Origin of the sequence: Heyndrickxia oleronia (assembly GCF_017809215.1) — a bacterium.
In the GTDB taxonomy this organism is placed as follows: domain Bacteria; phylum Bacillota; class Bacilli; order Bacillales; family Bacillaceae_C; genus Heyndrickxia; species Heyndrickxia oleronia.
On record NZ_CP065424.1, the window covers coordinates 4,789,301 to 4,807,500 of the forward strand.

The following is an 18,200-nucleotide window of genomic DNA, read 5'->3' on the forward strand; positions in this document are numbered from 1 at the left end:
ATAACCCTGAAATTATTTTTTTTCATCGCCTTTTTCAGATTTTTGCCCCTGTTCATTTGGAATATTAGCCTTTGAAGATTGGTCTTGTTTTTTTGAATCTTCTTTAGTTGTTGATGATTGATTATTTTGCTGCTTTTCATTACTATCTTTTTCATCCTTCGCTTCATTTTCAGTAGAAGCTTGGTTCTCTTTTATTTCTTCTTGATTCTCTTCCAATTGACTTTGTACGGCTTCATTGGATTGTCCTACATTCGACTTAATGATACGTACACTGTCCGCGTAATTCTGCATATGTATTAATTCGGGGACTAGTGATTGGGAAATTTCTACTTGAATCCCTTTAAATTTACTTTTTTCTTTTGCAACTCTTGCTACTTTTACATCCTTCATAAAGAACTTTGTTTCTTCTTTTCCAGAAAATCGTTCTGATACAATGATGTCTACACGATCTAAAGCCTCTAATGGTTCATCAAAATAGACTCGATCTGATTGCATCAAAGTGACTAATCTATTTTTTTCCTCAACTACCGCTGATGCTTGCTTTAGAATATTTTTCGTAATCATATCGCCATCGGATAAAGGCACTACAGCAACTTTATTAAGTAAGTCTTCAGTTTTTGTCACATGGTAATCTTTTAAATATTTCTTTGGGATTTCATCTGTGGTTACATTTTCAGGAGTAATGATTGCGCGCGATGAGATGTCCCCTTTTGCTACATATACTTTTACCATTGTTCCTAAATTATTATTTATTGCCTGAACCTTTTTTAACACAAGTAAACCCGCTGTTAATGCCAATAATAAAGATAAAATAAAAAATATTATGGCTCTTCTCTTTGACTCCAACATCCTCGTACCTCATTCCCTTTCCCTAAATAATGTAAATCGCATTTGAATATGTAATGATAGATTTTTATAATCATGAAGGAAAAAGCAAACTACTACCATTGCTTTTACATTCCTTTCTTCGAGAAGAATCCTAACTTTTAGCGATATTTTTTAAATAATAGGTATATATAAGGAAAGTCTTTTTTACTGTAATTTCTACTAGCTAATAGTTTATGTGGAAGTATATTCCTATATATAAGTATTTACCACCTGTTTTTGTAGCGGTCAATCGCACTAAAAACGGTGTCGAATGGTGTCTGGTACTATTTTTCTAAGGGTATTTCGAAACTAGGATTTTTTACTAGGTGAAATGGATGGGACAAAGATAAAGTAACTAGGTACTACGGAGAGAAAAAAAGGAAAATTACGGAATTGATATTTCAAATATTACAAATTATAGTACAATTCTACTGTTTTTTTGTTTACTATATTGTTACTTTAAGAATGAGGAACTTTTAAGACAAACTAAAAAATCCCTTTACACTTTTCGTCAAAAGAATGGTCTTATAGTTAGAATGAAATATATCGTTCCACCTACGAGCTTAATATTCTAACTGATCTTACAATGAATTTTCACCTAACCCATCTGGTTATTTTTTGTATGCCTTATATTCTGCATTACAGATAATTCCTCATTTAAAAAATCGTATAATAAATTCTTATAGGTGCATATTATTCATACAGCGTCATGTGTTCACTAAAATGGATAAAAACAATACTAAAAATACTCTACCTGGAGTGGTGTATGACAATGTTAAGAGATAACTCTTTAAATGAGAAATTAACATCTGCTGAAATGGGAAAACTGTGGGCGACATATATGGGAAATTCGATGTCTATAAGGGTCCTCACTTACTATCTTTTACATACGAAGGATAAAGAAATAAAAAAGGTCCTAAATCATGCATTGAATCTAAGTGAAACAATGGTAAAAAGAAGTAAAAAGATTTTTATACAGGATAACTTCCCAGTACCTATGGGGTTTGGTGAACAAGATGTAAATTTAGGTGCCCCCAAGCTATTTGAGGATGAATTTTATCTTTATTATTTGAAATATGCCGGTAAAGCGGGCCTTAGCCTCTATTCTATTGCAATACCTATGGTAATAAGGCAGGATGTGAGAGATTTTTTTTCTTTCTGTCTTAACTCTACAGAAAAGCTGTTAATTGAAGTAATTAATATTCTAAATATGAAAGGGCTATTAATGAAGCCCTCCATTATTCCAAATCCAGAAAAAGTTAAAATTATTAAGTCTAATGATTATTTAAATGGATTTTTTGGAGGTGTGCGAAATCTTCATGCGTTAGAGATAGCGCATCTAAATGATAATATAGAAAGTGATGTAGCAAGTAAAGCCCTTCTGATTGGATTTAGTCAGGTAGCTAAAAATGAAAAGGTAAAAGATTTTTTTATTCGAGGAAGAGATTTAACACACAGACATATTGAAAAATGCTCGCAAAAATTATCAAAGGATCACTTACCGTCACCTTCATTATTGGATCATTTAGTTAGTACCTCTTCATATGCACCGTTTTCTGACAGATTAATGTTATTCCATAAGATCGATATGTTTGCTATGAAAATAAGATCTTATGCGAATTCTATTTCAGTAAACGGAAGAAGAGATTTAGCCGCGATGTATTCTCGTTTTATTCTTGATGTTGGCTTTTATGTTGAGGATGCGATGAGTATCATGATTGAAAATGATTGGATGGAAAGACCACCTGAAGCAGCTGATAGAAATGACTTAACGTAGATGTATGATTAATAAGTATTATAGCTCCCTTATTAACAAATAAGAATTGCTAAGCAAATATTTAATAGGAAAATCTATCTTATTAAATACATAAAGATATATTTTGATCTCAATTTTTTATGTTACTACATTTAAAATAGAAAGTACTAACCCTGTATTAAATTGACACTTGACGTACATTCAAGTGTCAATTTAATTTTAGATATCATTTTAAGCTTCTATTTATTTTTATATCTCTTCTACTTTTTCAGATATAGGTCTTTTTATCGGTGTAAGAAAAGTTATCACTAAAGCAATAATGGCTAACCCCATCATGAAGTAGTAGGATTCACCCGAAGCAAAAATTGAAGCTAATTCCTTAATTCTCTCTGTCACACCTTGGTTAACTAAACTGCCAGCATATTCCGTCGCTTTCGATGTATAAATCGTAACGACAACCGCTGTACCAATTGCCCCTGCAATTTGTCGAACCGTATTGTTTACAGCCGTTCCATGTGTAATAAGTTTTTGTGGCAAAGCATTTAAACCTGCTGTGTTCAGTGGCATTGTAATAAAGCTTAAACCAATACGTAAGAAAATCGTCCGAATCATTAAGAAAGTATATGTCGTTGTTTCTGTTAAGTCGGTTACCACCCACATTGAAGGAATGACAAAAATTAACCCAATAATAAATAGTGGCTTTGCTCCATATCGGTCATACAATTTTCCGGTAACAGGAGATAGGAACGCATTCACGATGGCTCCTGGCAATAAGAGGAGTCCCGCATCAAATGCTGTAAATCCTCGACCGTCTTGTAAATAGATAGGGAGTAAAATCATATCAGCATATAACATCATCGTTACAATAATATTAATGAGAGACGTCATTGTAAAGGTCTTGTTTCTGAATACAAGTACATTTAAGAATGGATCACTTGAGCGTAATTGACGGATGGTGAATAGCACTAACACAATAATACCTACAATAATTGTTGTTAACACCAGCGCATCGCCCCAGCCGTTACTACCAGCTTTACTAAATCCATATAAAACTAGCCCAAAACCAATTGTTGATAGAATGACACTAAGTACATCCAAATCTGCTTTCGACCCTTCAGATACATTGATTAAATATTTGAATGCTAATAGAATGACAATCCCGACTAGTGGGATTAGTCCAATAAACAACCAACGCCATGATACATATTCAATCACGAAGCCAGATAATGTTGGTGCTATTGCAGGTGCGAAAATCATTGCTAGCCCTAATAGACCCATTGCGCTTCCTCTTTTTTCAGGTGGGAAGATAAACATAGCGACACTCATCATGAGCGGCATGATTATACCTGCACCCGCAGCCTGGATCATCCGTCCAATTAATAATACTGAAAAGCTTGTTGCAATCGCACAAAATACAGAACCAAAAAGCAATAATAGCATCGAGCTAATAAATAATTGACGTGTTGAAAAACGCTTCATTAAAAATGCTGTTACAGGAATTAATACACCGTTAACGAGCATGAATCCTGTTGCTAGCCATTGCACAGTTGTTGGACCAACACCGAATATCTTCATAAATTCACTTAATGCAATATTTAATAGCGTTTGGTTTAAAATGGATAAAAAACCCCCGAGCAACAAGACGAAAAGTAATACTTTCTTATTTATTTGTTGAACCATATAGACCTCCCCTTTACTTTATCAACACTCTGACGATAAAATTGATTGTAACAACTTTTATATCCAGAAACCACCAACATTTTTTAATGTAATGTCAATTATGCAACAATTTCTATTATTGTGTTGTAAAATTCTTAGCTTAATAGACAAAGAAGGTGTAAAAATGTCTGCAAAAAAAGAAGATCCCAGGGCCATTCGTTCCAAGCGTTTATTAAAAGAAGCTGCTATATCATTATTAGTTGAAACACAAAATTTACAGGATTTAACGGTTCAAAAAGTTACAGCAAAAGCTGAATTAAATCGTGCCACATTCTACTTACATTATTTAGATTTGCGAGATTTAATGAGGCATATCGTTTATGATATTTTAGACGACCTGTCAAAGAAATTATTACCACTTTTACAACTACAACCTGTAGATTTAGATGAACAGTTGCTTGCCTTTTTGGATTATTTTTATCAACATCGAAAGTTTTTAGCAGTGTTATTCGAAGAGAAGGCATTTCAGAAAAAGCTCCATAACTTTATTGTGGATATCGTTCAATCTAGACGCGATCTTCAAAAAATAGTAACAGAAGATGCTGTTTCAAAAGATATTATTGCCTCATCCATTCTAGGGATAATAATGTGGTGGATTCGTGACGGAAAACAACATAGCTCTGAATTTATTGCACAACAAATGTCGGTATGGATGACTAAAAGACAATAGGAATGTAGTTGGGCCATTTCAAACATGGGGAACAAAAAGGATAAAAAAAAAAGAGGTCTCCCGAAAGTTGAGTGAACTCTTGAGCAGCCTCATCTTAGATGTTGTGGGCGGTAACATCTTTAACGATAATTTACCGTTTTTTTAAAGGATGCGTTAACAAAAGGTTAGCAATTTCAAGCAAATGTTTTTTTACAGTTGTTTTGAAACTCTTCACGGCCTAAACCGTAAGTAGTGATTGCCTTACCATTGTTTTGCGACTACGCCATTTTCAAAATATGATTAATTAATTTGCATGAAAAATAATAGCCGAGATGGATAGTAGCGAGTTTTGCTAAAAGCCTTCCTTGGATCTTTTTAATGAAATATATATTGATAATATACCGTTTAACCCCATCAAGATAACCATTATTATAGTTAATAATGCAATATCTGCAGCAAATACTTTTATCGTATGCCATGGAGATCCTGTACTATAGATTAGTAACGGAATTATAGCAACAGCTATAACTAATAGAATAATTCCGGAGACGCACCATACCTTTGTTTTACGAGTTTTTCCTGACTTAATCTTTACAAGCAGATAAATGGACATTACAAGGAGCAAGGCAATAATCCCTATTAAAATGAATTGAACAATAGGACTGGATTGAGGTATATCCAACGGTTCATCTCCATTTAATATATTGATAATCCCTTGTTTTAGGTATATAAGTCCCTCTTCTTCTAAAATATGATTCTTATTAGTAAGAATCACACCTCCCCAACCGGTTTCTGGTATAAAAAATACTTCTGCACGTGAATCAGGAGTAGAACCCGAATGCCATATCATTTCATCTTTAGAGTTTGGATTGGAGAGTCTTACACCAAGACCATAATATCGATGTTCACCAGTTTGAACATAAGGGGACAAATATAGATTCATTGTTTTTTCACTTAAAAAAATATTACTATCGCGCTGGCTAAGCAACCTAATGTACTGGATCATGTCTGTTGCACTTGCGGTTAGGTATCCATATGGTGCGCCTCCGTTATCATATGTTACTGCACTATTTCGAGGGAATCCTAACCATGACTGGTAACCAGCTGCATATCCTTTTTTATATGCGGCTCTATAATCAGCAGCAGCATATTTCATTCCTAATGGTGTAAAAACTTGTTTCTCCATGTACTCAGAATAGGTTTGATTTGTAACTTCTTCAATGAGAGCACCGAGAATTGAAAAATTAGCATTACTATATTGATGCTTTTCTCCAGGTGCGGCAGTCAACTTCACGTCTGATAAACTTTCTACATTTTTCTTTATTGCGTCCAAATCATTAGATTCTCTATCTGATATGGATAAGCCAGTATAAGTACTAATCCCACTGGTTTGCGTTAATAAATGTTTAATTGTTATTTGGGATGCTGCTTTTTTATCTTTAAGTGAAAACCATGGAATATACTTTTGAACCGGATCATCTAATCGGACGGTCCCTTCTTCAATTAATTTCATTACAGCTAAGCCTGTTAATGATTTACTTATCGAACCTATTGTAAAGGGAGTTTCAGTTGTTACTTTTTCCTCAAATTCTCCCGTTATCCCCCAAGCCTTGGCGTAAAAAATATTATTATCATGAACGATAGCGATAGAGGCTCCAGGAATTCGATGTTTTTCTAAAAAGGTTTTTATATAGCTATCAAGTGTGCTCTTGAGGTCTTGTTCTGCGGACATTTGTGAGATTGGTAGAAATAAAATAAGCGAAATGAATACTAAACATACTAATGTAAATTTTGATATAGGTGCTATCATTTTCATTGTAATTTTACCTAATTATTATTTTTCGTAAAAAAAGTTTAATTACAAGCACCGAAACTAAACAAGCAATAGACATGCTAATGATCATTAACAAGGAATTCCACCATGAATTATTGGAAATTTGAAAAAAGATATTATAATAAAATCTATTGCTGGTACCTTGCGGGTTAAAGGATTCGGCTAAAAACATAGAAAATATTAGCTGAGTGCCCAGATAGCTGAGAATTAAAGTAAAGAATCCTATCACAAATAAAATTCCTGTTCTACTTTTTGATTTTCGTATCTGCTTTATTTCCGAATGAAGATCTATTCCATTAATCTCTAAAAAATCTTTGACTAATTCGTGAGAATTCCCTAATTCTTTTATACTATCCTTCCCGAGTTCACGGGATTCCTGAATATGTTCTAAAAGCTGCTGTTTAATATTACTTCTATCTTTTGAACTAATATGATATTGCTTTAGCTCTTCGAGAACTTCGTTTAAAAATTGTTGTTCTGCCATGTTCAATTTAATATTCATTCCAAATGATCTCCTTTCAAACCACTTTGCAGAAGGGATTTTATATCTTGTTGTAATTCCAACCACTCATTGATTTTTTTCTGAAGATGCATTTTCCCTTTTTCATTGATCTCATAATAGACTCTAACTTTTCCGTTTTCCGTCATTTCACGATTAGTACTAACCCATTCCTGATCTTTAAGTTTTGTTAAAATGGGATAAATGCTGCCTACTCCTTTCAGTTTTAAATTGTGTTCTTCAAGCTCCTTCATAATTTCATAACCATAGCTCTTATTCTTTGACAAAATCGATAATACACACATCTCTAAGTGACCTTTAATTAAACTTGTTCTATCCATAGGATAAATTTAACAAATATATATACTTCTTTCAAGTATATATTTGAGAGAAATAATTAATAAGATTGAAATAAGCTAAATAATACTAGCCCCCTAACTTGTTTTTGTTACCAATTTCAGTTTTTTACTTCTAAGTGAAGAGTGTAATATTAATAACCATGCGATTGCAACTCCATAACCTATTTCAATCCCATGAATAAAACTTTGGAATATCAGCTAGCCACACCGAAGACTAGAAAATCATGACGGAAAATCATTGTTGATAGAGGTGCAAATTTTTTAAGGAAAATAAAAATGTTCGGGATGAAGTTATTGTATGGTCAGGGGATAGTTACTATTGCAAAATTAGTAGACTAAGCGGGTATCTTATCGTTATCAGACTTTCCAAAATAGGTGGGTGATTTCAGACAAAATCCTAGTTTACACTATACTCAATTAGACATATACACGGATCACTTCTTACCTTGGTGTGCTTAACTCGAACCAATCATAGATAGACTTGTTCTTGCTAAGATCAAATCACGAAAAATGGGGACCTCCACTTTACGAAAGAAATAAAAAAAGCAGCCTCTCAAAAGTTCAATGAACTTTTGAGAAGCCACCGTTAATTTCCTCAATGTTAGCAAAATGTTTTTAAACCACTCTCACTTTACCAACAAACCTTGATATATCAAAGGGTCGAGGGGCAGATTACATCATGCCGCCCATTCCGCCCATGCCACTCATATCAGGCATTCCGCCACCAGCATTTTCTTCTGGTTTGTCAGCAACTACTGCTTCAGTTGTAAGAAGCATTGCTGCTACAGATGCTGCGTTTTGAAGAGCATAGCGTGTTACTTTTGTTGGGTCTACGATACCAGCTTCGATCATGTTTACCCACTCACCATTTGCTGCGTTGAAACCAACACCCACTTGTTCTTTCTTTAAGCGGTCAACAATGACAGAACCTTCAAGACCTGCATTGTGTGCAATTTGGCGAACTGGCTCTTCTAATGCACGAAGAACGATGTTGATACCAGTAGCTACATCACCTTCTGCTGAAACAGAAGCAACTTTGTTATATACATTTACAAGAGCTGTACCACCACCGGATACGATACCTTCTTCTACTGCTGCACGAGTAGAGTTTAGTGCATCTTCAATACGAAGCTTGCGTTCTTTTAATTCAGTTTCAGTAGCTGCACCAACTTTGATTACTGCTACACCACCAGCAAGCTTAGCAAGACGCTCTTGTAATTTTTCACGGTCAAATTCAGAAGTAGTTTCTTCTAATTGAACACGGATTTGATTTACACGAGCAGAGATGTTTGCAGAATCTCCAGATCCTTCAACAATTGTTGTGTTTTCTTTTGTAACAACAACTTTTGCTGCGCGTCCTAAAGAATCAATTGTTGCAGTTTTAAGATCAAGACCAAGATCTTCAGTAATTACTTCACCGCCAGTAAGAACAGCAATATCTTCTAGCATTGCTTTACGACGATCACCAAAGCCAGGAGCTTTAACTGCTACTGCATTGAATGTACCACGAAGTTTGTTTACTACTAATGTAGCAAGAGCTTCACCTTCAACATCTTCAGCAATCAATAATAATGGTTTACCTTGTTGAACAACTTGTTCTAGAACTGGTAAGATTTCTTGAATGCTTGTAATTTTTTTATCAGTGATTAAGATATATGGATTTTCAAGAACTGCTTCCATCTTATCTGAATCAGTTACCATGTATGGAGATGCATATCCACGATCGAATTGCATACCTTCTACAACATCTAATTCAGTTGTGAAGCCTTTTGATTCTTCAATTGTAATGACACCGTCATTACCTACACGTTCCATTGCTTCTGCAATTAATTGTCCTACTTCATCATCTGCAGCAGAAATAGCAGCAACTTGTGCGATTGATTCTTTTCCTTCGATTGGTTTAGAAATCGCTTGAAGTTCTTCAACCGCTGTTTGTACAGCTTTTTCGATACCTTTACGAATGCCGACAGGGTTTGCACCAGCTGTTACGTTCTTTAAGCCTTCACGAATCATCGCTTGAGCTAAAACAGTTGCAGTTGTTGTACCGTCACCAGCAACATCATTTGTTTTGCTAGCTACTTCAGATACAAGCTTCGCACCCATGTTTTCGAATGCATCTTCTAATTCGATTTCTTTTGCAATTGTTACACCATCATTTGTAATTAGTGGTGAACCGAATTTTTTCTCAAGTACCACGTTGCGTCCTTTTGGTCCAAGTGTTACTTTTACAGCATCTGCTAATTTATCAACTCCGCGAAGCATCGCACGACGTGCATCTTCACTGAATTTAATTTCCTTTGCCATCTGAAATTACCTCCTTGATTCTTTCTTAAAAGTTTATGAAGTTCAATAAAGTCTTCAGACTTAAATTAGTTTTACTCGGTCAGGGCGCCTATCAATATGGGCGCCATGGCTTTTCAAAAGAAGTATTTATTTACGAAAATGGTTAATAACTATTGTACAATAGCTAAAATGTCTGTATCACGTAGAATTAAATATTCGTTACCTTGGTATTTCACTTCTGTACCAGCATATTTAGAGAAGATGATGCGATCGCCTTCAGATACTTCAAGAGCAACACGCTCACCGCTATCTAAAACACGTCCAGTACCTACAGCAACTACCTTACCTTCTTGCGGTTTTTCCTTTGCAGAATCAGGAAGAACGATACCGCTTGCAGTTTTTTCTTCTGTTTCTACTAGTTCAATTACGACGCGATCTCCAAGTGGTTTTAACAAGTGAAACAACCTCCTTAAAAATTTATGTAGATTTTTATGATTATTAGCACTCAACACTCATGAGTGCTAACACAATTATTATAATAATTAATTTAAAGCCTTTTTGCAAGTCTCAAGAGTAAGTTTTTTATAAATTTCTTTTTATTGAGAAATGTAAACAGTTAAGTTTATGTACTAATTTACTTTCTATTCATAGATTAAAAAGTTTTTTACATATACTAGAATAAAGGTCTTACATTTGAACGTATATATATTCAATAGTAGAATGATAATTATGATACTAGGACAGACCATGAAAGGATATATGAATGTGAAAAAAGAGTATGCATTTATCTTAATCGCTTATATTGTCATGCAATTATCTGGTTATATCGGTAACCCCATTGTGTATGAGATTGGTGTAAACGGATTTCATGCTTCAAAAGCTTATATGATCAAAATGGCCCCAATCATTTGGATGGTATTTAGTTTTCTTGCCTGTCTTTTAGTTGTTTTACTCCTATTGAGGAAATCAGAAAGAAAAGAGCGTTCTGAAAGAAAGGACCAGCTGTCTGCTGGGAAATCAATCCTATGGGCTGTGGGTGGAATCTTTTTAGCCTTCTTTGCTCAAGCAATCGCCTCCATTGTAGAACAGTTGATTGGAATTAAGGTTGGTTCTGAAAATACGCAAAGAATTGTTACGATTATAGAAAACTTTCCAATTGTTGTCCTAGTAAGTTCTATAATTGGTCCTATATTAGAAGAAATTGTATTTCGTAAGGTGATTTTTGGATCATTACATAAACGATTATCCTTTTTTCTATCGGCTCTAATTAGTTCCATTATTTTCGGACTTGCCCATATGGAAATGACTCATTTGCTTTTATATACTGCCATGGGATTTACTTTCGCATTTCTTTACAAAATGACGAATCGGATCATCGTTCCTATTACCGCTCATGTTATGATGAATACACTAGTTGTCATTGCACAAATTGCTAATCGTGAAGAAATACAAAAATTAATTGAGAATCAAAGTTTTATTGGAGGATTTTTCACATGAGACCATTATTATCCGGGGTAGTATATTGCCTTTTAGGCACTTTGTTCACTTTCTTTGCTATTCAGCAAGTGAATATAAATGGTTGGTCTTTTTTTGCGTATATGCTTATCTTTTTAGCAACCATTGATTATGGCTCTGGATTTCGACTAATCACCTTGCACTTTAAGCTAAAAAGCCAACAGAAAAAATAAAAAGCAGGTGAAATGATCACTGCTCGCTAATTGTTAATGTATGCAGTTAGGATTTTACAAGAGTAATTAAAAAAGAGATGTTCATAAGTATCAAACTTAAGAACATCTCTTTTTATTCAGAATCTCTTTCAAGTTCATATCGCAATTCAGCCGCTTTTGATTTACGGTAGCCTATTTTTGAAAGCCAAATACTAATTTCATATAAAATCATTAAAGGTATTGCTACAATAATTTGTGACATTACATCCGGTGGTGTAATAAAGGCAGCAAGAACGATTAATAAGAAGTAGGCATATTTTCGTATCTTTGCTAAAAACATCGGTGTAATTATACCTAAACGTGTTAAAAATAAAATAATAATCGGCAGTTCAAATAAAAGCCCGAAAGGTAGCGTAATCTGAAATAAGAACGAGAAATATTCATTTATACCGATAACTGGGTTTATATTCATTTGTGATGAAAGCTGCATCATAAATTTTAAGATAAGCGGAAATAAGATAAAATATGAAAAAGCTATTCCAGCTAAGAATAACAACACCGCTGCGGGAATATAGCTTAATGTAACTTTTCGCTCCTTCTCATACAAACCAGGACTAATAAACGCCCATAACTGATAGAGAATGACAGGCAAAATAATCACCAGCGCCAAGTATAATGTCATCTCCATAAAAACTTTAAATGGATCAGTTAATCGGAAAGCATTCATCGTTATTTCTTTTGCTAAATCTGATTCCTGAAGATAGCGTATGAGTGGTTGTGATAGAAAAAAGCTCACTATTACAGCCAAGATAAAGAAAACGACTATAACAAACAGTCGTTTCCTTAACTCAGATATATGTTCAAAAATCGTCATGTCTTTTTGACTCATATAATTTCATCCTAACATTTACTTAGACTCTTTCCTTACTATCATTTCTGTTGTAATGAAAAGATGCCAAAACCTAGTATTAAGAAAACGAGATTTATTTTACTTGATCTTTACTTTCTGTTTTTGGCTTATCTTCTTCTTCATCTGCTAAGCCTTTTGTAGCATTTTTAAATTCTTTTAATGTATCCCCTGCAGCTCTGCCTAATTGGGGTAATTTTTTTGGTCCGAAAACTAGTAAGGCTATAATGACAATGAGAATAATACTTCCAATTCCTGGTCCCATCAAGCCCACCTCCTCATAGTATCATCATAAAGCAATTCGTGACGAGAATCCATTATTAATTATAGTTAGTCTTGTGAATTTTCCGTGTCATTTGGATAGTGCTTTAAAAAGTAAACTAATGATTGCAATTCAACAGCTAGATCTATATGGTGCACCCGAATTGATGAAGGTACATTTAGTCTAGCCGGTGTAAAATTTAATATACCTTTTACATTGGATTTAGTTACTTCATCAGTAACCCCTTGAGCAACCTCTGCTGGTATAGTAAGTATAACGACACTGATGTCTTCCTCGATCAAACGTGGAACAAGTTCATCTAAATGATAGACAGGTACTTGTCCTACTTTTTTACCCACCTTATCAGAATCGACCTCAAATGCAATTTCTATTTTTGTATTATTATTCTTCATAAAGTTATAATTTAAAAAAGCAGTACCTAAATTACCCACGCCAATTAACGCTACTTTTGTTACTTCATCCTGATCTAATGTTTTCCTAAAAAACGACAATAAATAATTTACATTATAGCCATATCCTTTTTTCCCAAGAGCCCCAAAATAGGAAAAATCTCTGCGGATAGTTGCAGAATCTACTTTTACCGCTTCACTTAATTCTGCAGATGATACACGCTGTTTACCGGATGAATGTAAATTTTTCAGGAATCGATAATAAAGTGGCAATCTTTTTGCCGTTGCTTGAGGTATCTTTATTTGCTCTTCATTCATACGCACTCCCCCATAAGTCTCTAGTACATAAGCGAAAAGGAAATATCATGTAAATTTACCGTTCACTTGCTCAGTGTTTCACCTATTCCTTTGAAAATCAGCGCTTGATACGCCACCAGTTTTCTCTACTAAAAATGTTGGTCCAATGACAATTCCTTTGTCTACCGCCTTACACATATCATATACCGTTAGAGCTGATACGGATGCTGCTGTCAAAGCTTCCATCTCAACACCGGTATTTCCTTTTGTCTTAACAGTGGCATTGATCTTTAAGATATATTGAAGTTCATTTTTCTGTTCCCAAGCGAACTCAATGTTTACTCCATTTATTAGTATCGGATGGCACATTGGAATTAAATCCGATGTTTTTTTTGCAGCCATAATTCCAGCTACCTGAGCAACCGCTAAAACATCACCTTTTTTCATTTTATTATCATGAATTAAATGATATAATTCATGGCTTAATTCTACACTCGATGTAGCAAAAGCGGTTCGAATAGTTTCAGGCTTAGCACTTACATCAACCATCTTCGCTCGACCTTGTTCATTAAAATGTGTAAGCTTGGACATTTTCAAACACCTCTCTCTTCATCATACACTATTTTATAGGTATTGTCCCTCATCTAATTAATGTGTTTCATTGCCGAAACACTCGTCAATAAGTTAAACTACCTATATAGATGAGGTGAAAAAACTATGATTTTATTACAAGTTCAACAACTAACAAAACATTTTGGTGCTGAACTTATTTTATCGAATATAAAGCTAGAAATTCAAACGAGAGATCGTATTGCTCTAGTTGGACGAAACGGTGCAGGTAAGTCCACCTTATTAAAAATTATTTCTGGTCAACTATCTCTTGATTCTGGAGAGATCATGAAACCAAAAGATGTCTCAATCGGATATCTTGCTCAAAATACAGGTTTGGAATCATCATTATCAATATGGGATGAAATGTTAACTGTTTTTAAAGATTTGCAAAAAATGGAGACACAATTAAGAGAACTGGAACAAAAAATCGCTGATCCTACCTACTATGAAAACCCTGATCTCCATCAAAAAATACTATCTGAATATGATCGTTTACAGGTTAAATTTAAAGATTCTGGTGGTTATCAATACGAAGCAGATATTCGTTCTGTGCTTCATGGTTTACGCTTTGATACTTTTGACTATTCGACAATGATTGAAACACTAAGTGGTGGTCAAAAAACTCGTCTAGCACTTGCCAAGCTACTTTTAACGAAACCTGATGTATTGATTTTGGACGAGCCTACAAACCATTTAGATATTGACACACTCTCTTGGTTAGAACAGTATCTACAAGGATATGACGGTGCCATTCTAATTGTTTCTCATGATCGTTATTTCTTAGATAAAGTAGTTAATCAAGTCTATGAACTCTCACGCCATTCTATACAAAAATTTCACGGTAATTACAGTCAATACTTAGTTCAAAAAGCAGAACAGTATGAGCGTGATTTCAAACAATATGAAAAACAACAAGAAGAAGTTGCGAAACTTCAAGATTTTATACAACGAAATCTAGCAAGAGCATCTACAACTAAAAGAGCTCAAAGTAGAAGAAAACAGCTTGAAAAGATGACAATAATGGATAAACCTCTTGGTGATGAAAAATCAGCTAATTTCACATTTGACATCGAACGACAAAGTGGAAATGAGGTATTAAACCTGGTAAACGGTGCAATTGGTTATGAAGACAACATTATCGCTAAAGGGATCCAGCTTGCAATCAAAAAAGGCGATAGTATTGCATTAGTTGGTCCTAACGGTGTCGGGAAATCAACTCTGCTAAAAAGTATCATTAAAAAACTAACGCTATTATCGGGGAATATTTCTTATGGTTCCAATGTAACAATTGGTTATTATGATCAAGAACAAGCGAATCTGACATCCAATAAAACAGTGTTAAATGAACTTTGGGATGACTATCCATTGAAAGATGAAAAAGAAATACGTACTGTATTAGGCAACTTTTTATTTACAGGAGACGATGTACTTAAAACGGTTTCCAGCTTAAGTGGTGGAGAAAAAGCTAGACTTGCATTATCCAAGCTTTTAATGCAAAGAGCAAACTTCCTTATTCTTGATGAACCGACTAACCATCTGGATTTAGATAGTAAAGAAGTACTCGAAAATGCCTTAATTGATTATCCTGGAACCATCCTATTCGTATCTCATGACCGCTATTTTATTAACAGATTAGCAACCAAAGTGATTGAGCTTTCTAAGGAAGGTACAACAGAGTTTCTTGGAGATTATGATTATTATATTGAAAAGCAACTGGAATTATTGGAATTAAAAAGACTTAAAAACGAAGGTCAGAAACTGGTAGAAGATAAACCGAATACTGCAAGGCAATCCTATCAGCTAGATAAAGAGGCTAAAAAACTAGAAAGACAACGTAAAAGAAGAATTGAAGAGATCGAATCTACGATTGAACAATATGAAAATGAGTTGCAACAAAAAGAGGAATTATTATGTGATCCTAACATATATCAGGATCATGAAAAAGTTACTGAGATAAACGATGAAATTGAAAAACTCAAAACCGACATTGATGAATTAATGTCTGAGTGGGCCGAAATAGAAGAAAGTAATGAATAGATATTGAGGAGACATTAAACAAAGGGTGTCTAAAGGAACTTATTCCTTATAGACATCCTTGTTTTATACCTATCTTTAACAGTTAAACAGTCATACATACTACTTGAAATTGAACCATAGTTCCTAAAAAGATTAACGATCATTTCTCCTTAACAACTTGTCTCCATATCTTTTTCCACATGATTATCCACAGGTTTTTATTATTTATTCTTATATAAAAGTGTTATTATTTGTAGTTTCATCAGATTATCAACAGACTTATACACATTATCCACAGAAAACATACTATTTTGTTAATTATTTATTCACATGCCAATTAACTTATACACAAGATATCCACATAATGTGCACAACAACAACTGTTCGCATCCCACTTATTCACATGTGGATAATTTTTTCCATATTTATTTTTTACATTACTATAAAGGTTGTTTTGTACTGTTCCTTTTATAAAAGACCAACTGGCTTTTTGTCCTGCAGTGAACAGCAACAAATTTGAGAAAAGAACTAAAAAAAGAAGCATGTGGTCACATGCCTCAAAAATGTTCTATATCTAAACTTGGATTTGCATTTAAAGAATACTGGCTTCGTTTTCCTTTTTCAAAAAGTATACTTCCGGCTGCGGCAATCATGGCTGCATTATCAGTACATAACACTAGTGGAGGAATAACTAATTCAATATCCATTATTGGAGCGAACGCTTTTTCTAATTCTTCTCTTAAACCTTTATTTGCCGCTACGCCACCCGATAATAGAACTTGCTTCACCTTAAATTCCTTGGCTGCTTTTAAGGTTTTTGTCACTAGTACATCAATCACACTCGCCTGAAAGCTAGCCGCCATATTTTTTGGATCGATAGATATCCCTTTTTGTTCTGCATTATGCAACGTGTTTATGACTGCAGATTTCAAACCGCTAAAACTAAAGTCATATGAATCATCTTCTAACCATGCTCTTGGTAAATCAATTGTTGCTGCCCCCTCATGCGCAAGGCGATCAATATGTGGGCCACCAGGATAAGGAAGATGAAGTGTTCTTGCCACTTTATCGTATGCTTCTCCTGCTGCATCATCCCTTGTTTCACCAATGACTTTAAAATCTCCATGCTCCTTCATCAGCACCAATTCCGTATGACCACCAGACACGACGAGTGATAGCAGTGGGAAACTCATTTCCTTTACCAGTCTGTTTGCATAAATATGACCGGCAATATGGTGCACACCAACCAACGGAATATTTCTCGAAAAGGCAATAGCCTTAGCAGCATTCACACCAACAAGCAGTGCACCAACCAGCCCAGGTCCTTCTGTCACTGCAATTGCATCAATATCCTCAAAGGATAGTTCAGCCTTTTTCAAAGCCTCTTCAATCACAAGAGTAATTTGCTCCACATGATGTCGTGAAGCTAGTTCAGGAACAACTCCACCAAATCTCTTATGACTTTCTATTTGTGAGGCAATAACATTTGATACAATTTCCCGTCCATTCTTTACTACTGCCGCCGCTGTTTCATCACAACTTGTTTCTATCCCTAAAATAATTAAGTCTTTTTTCATTATAAATTCACCCACATTACTAAGGCATCCTCTTGGTTGTCAGAGTAGTAGTTCTTTCTTATTCCACCCTCGAAGAATCCCAATTTCTTATATAAGGATTGAGCAATTGTATTACTTACCCTTACTTCTAATGTCATTGACTTTGCTCCAGATTCACTAGCGAATTCCATCATACTTCTTAATAATAATTCTCCTAATTTTTGCCCCCGATACTCCGGTAGAACAGCTATATTTGTTATATGGGCTTCATCAACAACAAGCCAGACTCCACAATAGCCTATAATTCTTTCTTTATCCTCAAGTACAAAATAAACAGCAAAATGGTTTACTACAAATTCATTATAAAAAGCTTCTCTTGACCAAGGTAAGGTAAATGATTGTACTTCTACTTCCATAATTCCATCTAAATCTGCTAATGTCGCTTTTCTTAATTGAATATCCATCATACTTTTTCTCATTCTTTTTTCCCATCACTTTTTTGGGAAT

At 34.5% G+C, this 18,200-nt stretch carries 19 protein-coding genes (1 of these 19 cut by a window edge); 5 read left to right on the plus strand and 14 right to left on the minus strand.

The window, feature by feature from the left end; translation table 11 throughout:
• Positions 1 to 12: 12 nt before the first annotated feature.
• Entirely contained in the window at positions 13 to 849 is an 837-nt protein-coding gene (locus tag I5818_RS23965) for a flagella basal body P-ring formation protein FlgA (RefSeq protein ID WP_078110118.1), read from the minus strand.
• 784 nt (positions 850 to 1,633) lie between these two features.
• On the opposite strand from I5818_RS23965, the gene I5818_RS23970 reads away from it, so the two are divergent.
• Positions 1,634 to 2,644, plus strand: a complete 1,011-nt coding sequence (locus I5818_RS23970) for a DUF3231 family protein (RefSeq protein WP_235849853.1) — start codon at positions 1,634 to 1,636, stop codon at positions 2,642 to 2,644.
• 228 nt (positions 2,645 to 2,872) lie between these two features.
• Here the strand turns inward: I5818_RS23970 and I5818_RS23975 are convergent, their stop codons facing one another.
• A complete protein-coding gene (locus tag I5818_RS23975) occupies positions 2,873 to 4,303 on the minus strand; it encodes a DHA2 family efflux MFS transporter permease subunit (protein ID WP_078111380.1) in 1,431 nt (476 codons plus the stop codon).
• A 163-nt stretch (positions 4,304 to 4,466) separates the two neighbouring features.
• On the opposite strand from I5818_RS23975, the gene I5818_RS23980 reads away from it, so the two are divergent.
• On the plus strand, positions 4,467 to 5,012 hold the full coding sequence (locus I5818_RS23980; RefSeq protein ID WP_078111379.1) for a TetR/AcrR family transcriptional regulator: 546 nt from the start codon (positions 4,467 to 4,469) through the stop codon (positions 5,010 to 5,012).
• A gap of 331 nt (positions 5,013 to 5,343) precedes the next feature.
• Here I5818_RS23980 and I5818_RS23985 read toward each other — a convergent pair whose 3' ends face one another.
• The 5 genes from I5818_RS23985 to groES all read right to left on the minus strand — a co-directional run bounded on the left by I5818_RS23985 (position 5,344) and on the right by groES (position 10,421).
• Entirely contained in the window at positions 5,344 to 6,801 is a 1,458-nt protein-coding gene (locus I5818_RS23985; RefSeq protein ID WP_390883601.1) for a serine hydrolase domain-containing protein, read from the minus strand.
• A 13-nt stretch (positions 6,802 to 6,814) separates the two neighbouring features.
• Positions 6,815 to 7,327: a DUF1700 domain-containing protein gene (locus I5818_RS23990; RefSeq protein WP_071975583.1), complete on the minus strand. Its 513-nt coding sequence runs from the start codon at positions 7,325 to 7,327 to the stop codon at positions 6,815 to 6,817.
• Entirely contained in the window at positions 7,324 to 7,665 is a 342-nt protein-coding gene (locus tag I5818_RS23995; RefSeq protein ID WP_071975584.1) for a PadR family transcriptional regulator, read from the minus strand. Before I5818_RS23995 ends, I5818_RS23990 begins: the two co-directional genes overlap by 4 nt.
• A gap of 690 nt (positions 7,666 to 8,355) precedes the next feature.
• Complete coding sequence (gene groL, locus I5818_RS24000; protein ID WP_058006453.1) at positions 8,356 to 9,987, minus strand: chaperonin GroEL; 1,632 nt, start codon at positions 9,985 to 9,987, stop codon at positions 8,356 to 8,358.
• A 149-nt stretch (positions 9,988 to 10,136) separates the two neighbouring features.
• Positions 10,137 to 10,421, minus strand: coding sequence for a co-chaperone GroES (gene groES / locus I5818_RS24005; protein WP_058006452.1), 285 nt, complete (start codon positions 10,419 to 10,421; stop codon positions 10,137 to 10,139).
• A 310-nt stretch (positions 10,422 to 10,731) separates the two neighbouring features.
• On the opposite strand from groES, the gene I5818_RS24010 reads away from it, so the two are divergent.
• Complete coding sequence (locus tag I5818_RS24010; protein ID WP_071975592.1) at positions 10,732 to 11,463, plus strand: CPBP family intramembrane glutamic endopeptidase; 732 nt, start codon at positions 10,732 to 10,734, stop codon at positions 11,461 to 11,463.
• The gene (locus tag I5818_RS24015) at positions 11,460 to 11,654 is read left to right on the plus strand and encodes a YdiK family protein (protein ID WP_058006451.1); all 195 of its coding nucleotides are present in this window, start codon (positions 11,460 to 11,462) and stop codon (positions 11,652 to 11,654) included. The genes I5818_RS24010 and I5818_RS24015 overlap by 4 nt, the downstream gene beginning before the upstream one ends.
• A 112-nt stretch (positions 11,655 to 11,766) precedes the next feature.
• Here the strand turns inward: I5818_RS24015 and tatC are convergent, their stop codons facing one another.
• From tatC to moaC, 4 genes are all read right to left on the minus strand, one after another.
• Positions 11,767 to 12,522, minus strand: a complete 756-nt coding sequence (gene tatC, locus I5818_RS24020; protein WP_078110627.1) for a twin-arginine translocase subunit TatC — start codon at positions 12,520 to 12,522, stop codon at positions 11,767 to 11,769.
• A 94-nt stretch (positions 12,523 to 12,616) separates the two neighbouring features.
• Complete coding sequence (gene tatA, locus I5818_RS24025; RefSeq protein WP_058006449.1) at positions 12,617 to 12,805, minus strand: twin-arginine translocase TatA/TatE family subunit; 189 nt, start codon at positions 12,803 to 12,805, stop codon at positions 12,617 to 12,619.
• 65 nt (positions 12,806 to 12,870) lie between these two features.
• The gene (locus I5818_RS24030; RefSeq protein ID WP_058006448.1) at positions 12,871 to 13,530 is read right to left on the minus strand and encodes a redox-sensing transcriptional repressor Rex; all 660 of its coding nucleotides are present in this window, start codon (positions 13,528 to 13,530) and stop codon (positions 12,871 to 12,873) included.
• A gap of 78 nt (positions 13,531 to 13,608) precedes the next feature.
• The gene (moaC, locus tag I5818_RS24035) at positions 13,609 to 14,100 is read right to left on the minus strand and encodes a cyclic pyranopterin monophosphate synthase MoaC (RefSeq protein ID WP_058006447.1); all 492 of its coding nucleotides are present in this window, start codon (positions 14,098 to 14,100) and stop codon (positions 13,609 to 13,611) included.
• 126 nt (positions 14,101 to 14,226) lie between these two features.
• Between moaC and I5818_RS24040 the strand changes: the two genes are divergently transcribed.
• A complete protein-coding gene (locus tag I5818_RS24040) occupies positions 14,227 to 16,158 on the plus strand; it encodes an ABC-F family ATP-binding cassette domain-containing protein (protein ID WP_058006446.1) in 1,932 nt (643 codons plus the stop codon).
• Positions 16,159 to 16,694: 536 nt separating this feature from the next.
• Here the strand turns inward: I5818_RS24040 and tsaD are convergent.
• The 3 genes in view from tsaD to tsaB are tightly spaced (at most 11 nt apart) and all read right to left on the minus strand, a layout consistent with a single transcriptional unit that may run on beyond the window.
• On the minus strand, positions 16,695 to 17,714 hold the full coding sequence (gene tsaD, locus I5818_RS24045; RefSeq protein WP_058006445.1) for a tRNA (adenosine(37)-N6)-threonylcarbamoyltransferase complex transferase subunit TsaD: 1,020 nt from the start codon (positions 17,712 to 17,714) through the stop codon (positions 16,695 to 16,697).
• Positions 17,714 to 18,157, minus strand: a complete 444-nt coding sequence (gene rimI, locus I5818_RS24050) for a ribosomal protein S18-alanine N-acetyltransferase (protein WP_139358170.1) — start codon at positions 18,155 to 18,157, stop codon at positions 17,714 to 17,716. Before rimI ends, tsaD begins: the two co-directional genes overlap by 1 nt.
• Before the next feature lie 11 nt (positions 18,158 to 18,168).
• Positions 18,169 to 18,200 carry the end of a tRNA (adenosine(37)-N6)-threonylcarbamoyltransferase complex dimerization subunit type 1 TsaB gene (tsaB, locus tag I5818_RS24055; RefSeq protein ID WP_058006443.1) on the minus strand. It continues 676 nt past the right edge of the window, so only the last 32 of its 708 coding nucleotides appear in the window; its start codon lies off the right edge, out of view; it ends in the stop codon at positions 18,169 to 18,171.

What these genes read in the sequence shown, in the direction of transcription:
- I5818_RS23965 (WP_078110118.1), bottom strand. Translation starts at nt 849, where the DNA reads ATGTTGGAGTCAAAGAGAAGAGCCATAATATTTTTTATTTTATCTTTA.
- I5818_RS23970 (WP_235849853.1), top strand. Translation starts at nt 1,634, where the DNA reads ATGACAATGTTAAGAGATAACTCTTTAAATGAGAAATTAACATCTGCT.
- I5818_RS23975 (WP_078111380.1), bottom strand. Translation starts at nt 4,303, where the DNA reads ATGGTTCAACAAATAAATAAGAAAGTATTACTTTTCGTCTTGTTGCTC.
- I5818_RS23980 (WP_078111379.1), top strand. Translation starts at nt 4,467, where the DNA reads ATGTCTGCAAAAAAAGAAGATCCCAGGGCCATTCGTTCCAAGCGTTTA.
- I5818_RS23985 (WP_390883601.1), bottom strand. Translation starts at nt 6,801, where the DNA reads ATGATAGCACCTATATCAAAATTTACATTAGTATGTTTAGTATTCATT.
- I5818_RS23990 (WP_071975583.1), bottom strand. Translation starts at nt 7,327, where the DNA reads ATGAATATTAAATTGAACATGGCAGAACAACAATTTTTAAACGAAGTT.
- I5818_RS23995 (WP_071975584.1), bottom strand. Translation starts at nt 7,665, where the DNA reads ATGGATAGAACAAGTTTAATTAAAGGTCACTTAGAGATGTGTGTATTA.
- groL (WP_058006453.1), bottom strand. Translation starts at nt 9,987, where the DNA reads ATGGCAAAGGAAATTAAATTCAGTGAAGATGCACGTCGTGCGATGCTT.
- I5818_RS24015 (WP_058006451.1), top strand. Translation starts at nt 11,460, where the DNA reads ATGAGACCATTATTATCCGGGGTAGTATATTGCCTTTTAGGCACTTTG.
- tatC (WP_078110627.1), bottom strand. Translation starts at nt 12,522, where the DNA reads ATGAGTCAAAAAGACATGACGATTTTTGAACATATATCTGAGTTAAGG.
- tatA (WP_058006449.1), bottom strand. Translation starts at nt 12,805, where the DNA reads ATGGGACCAGGAATTGGAAGTATTATTCTCATTGTCATTATAGCCTTA.
- I5818_RS24030 (WP_058006448.1), bottom strand. Translation starts at nt 13,530, where the DNA reads ATGAATGAAGAGCAAATAAAGATACCTCAAGCAACGGCAAAAAGATTG.
- moaC (WP_058006447.1), bottom strand. Translation starts at nt 14,100, where the DNA reads ATGTCCAAGCTTACACATTTTAATGAACAAGGTCGAGCGAAGATGGTT.
- I5818_RS24040 (WP_058006446.1), top strand. Translation starts at nt 14,227, where the DNA reads ATGATTTTATTACAAGTTCAACAACTAACAAAACATTTTGGTGCTGAA.
- tsaD (WP_058006445.1), bottom strand. Translation starts at nt 17,714, where the DNA reads ATGAAAAAAGACTTAATTATTTTAGGGATAGAAACAAGTTGTGATGAA.
- rimI (WP_139358170.1), bottom strand. Translation starts at nt 18,157, where the DNA reads ATGGATATTCAATTAAGAAAAGCGACATTAGCAGATTTAGATGGAATT.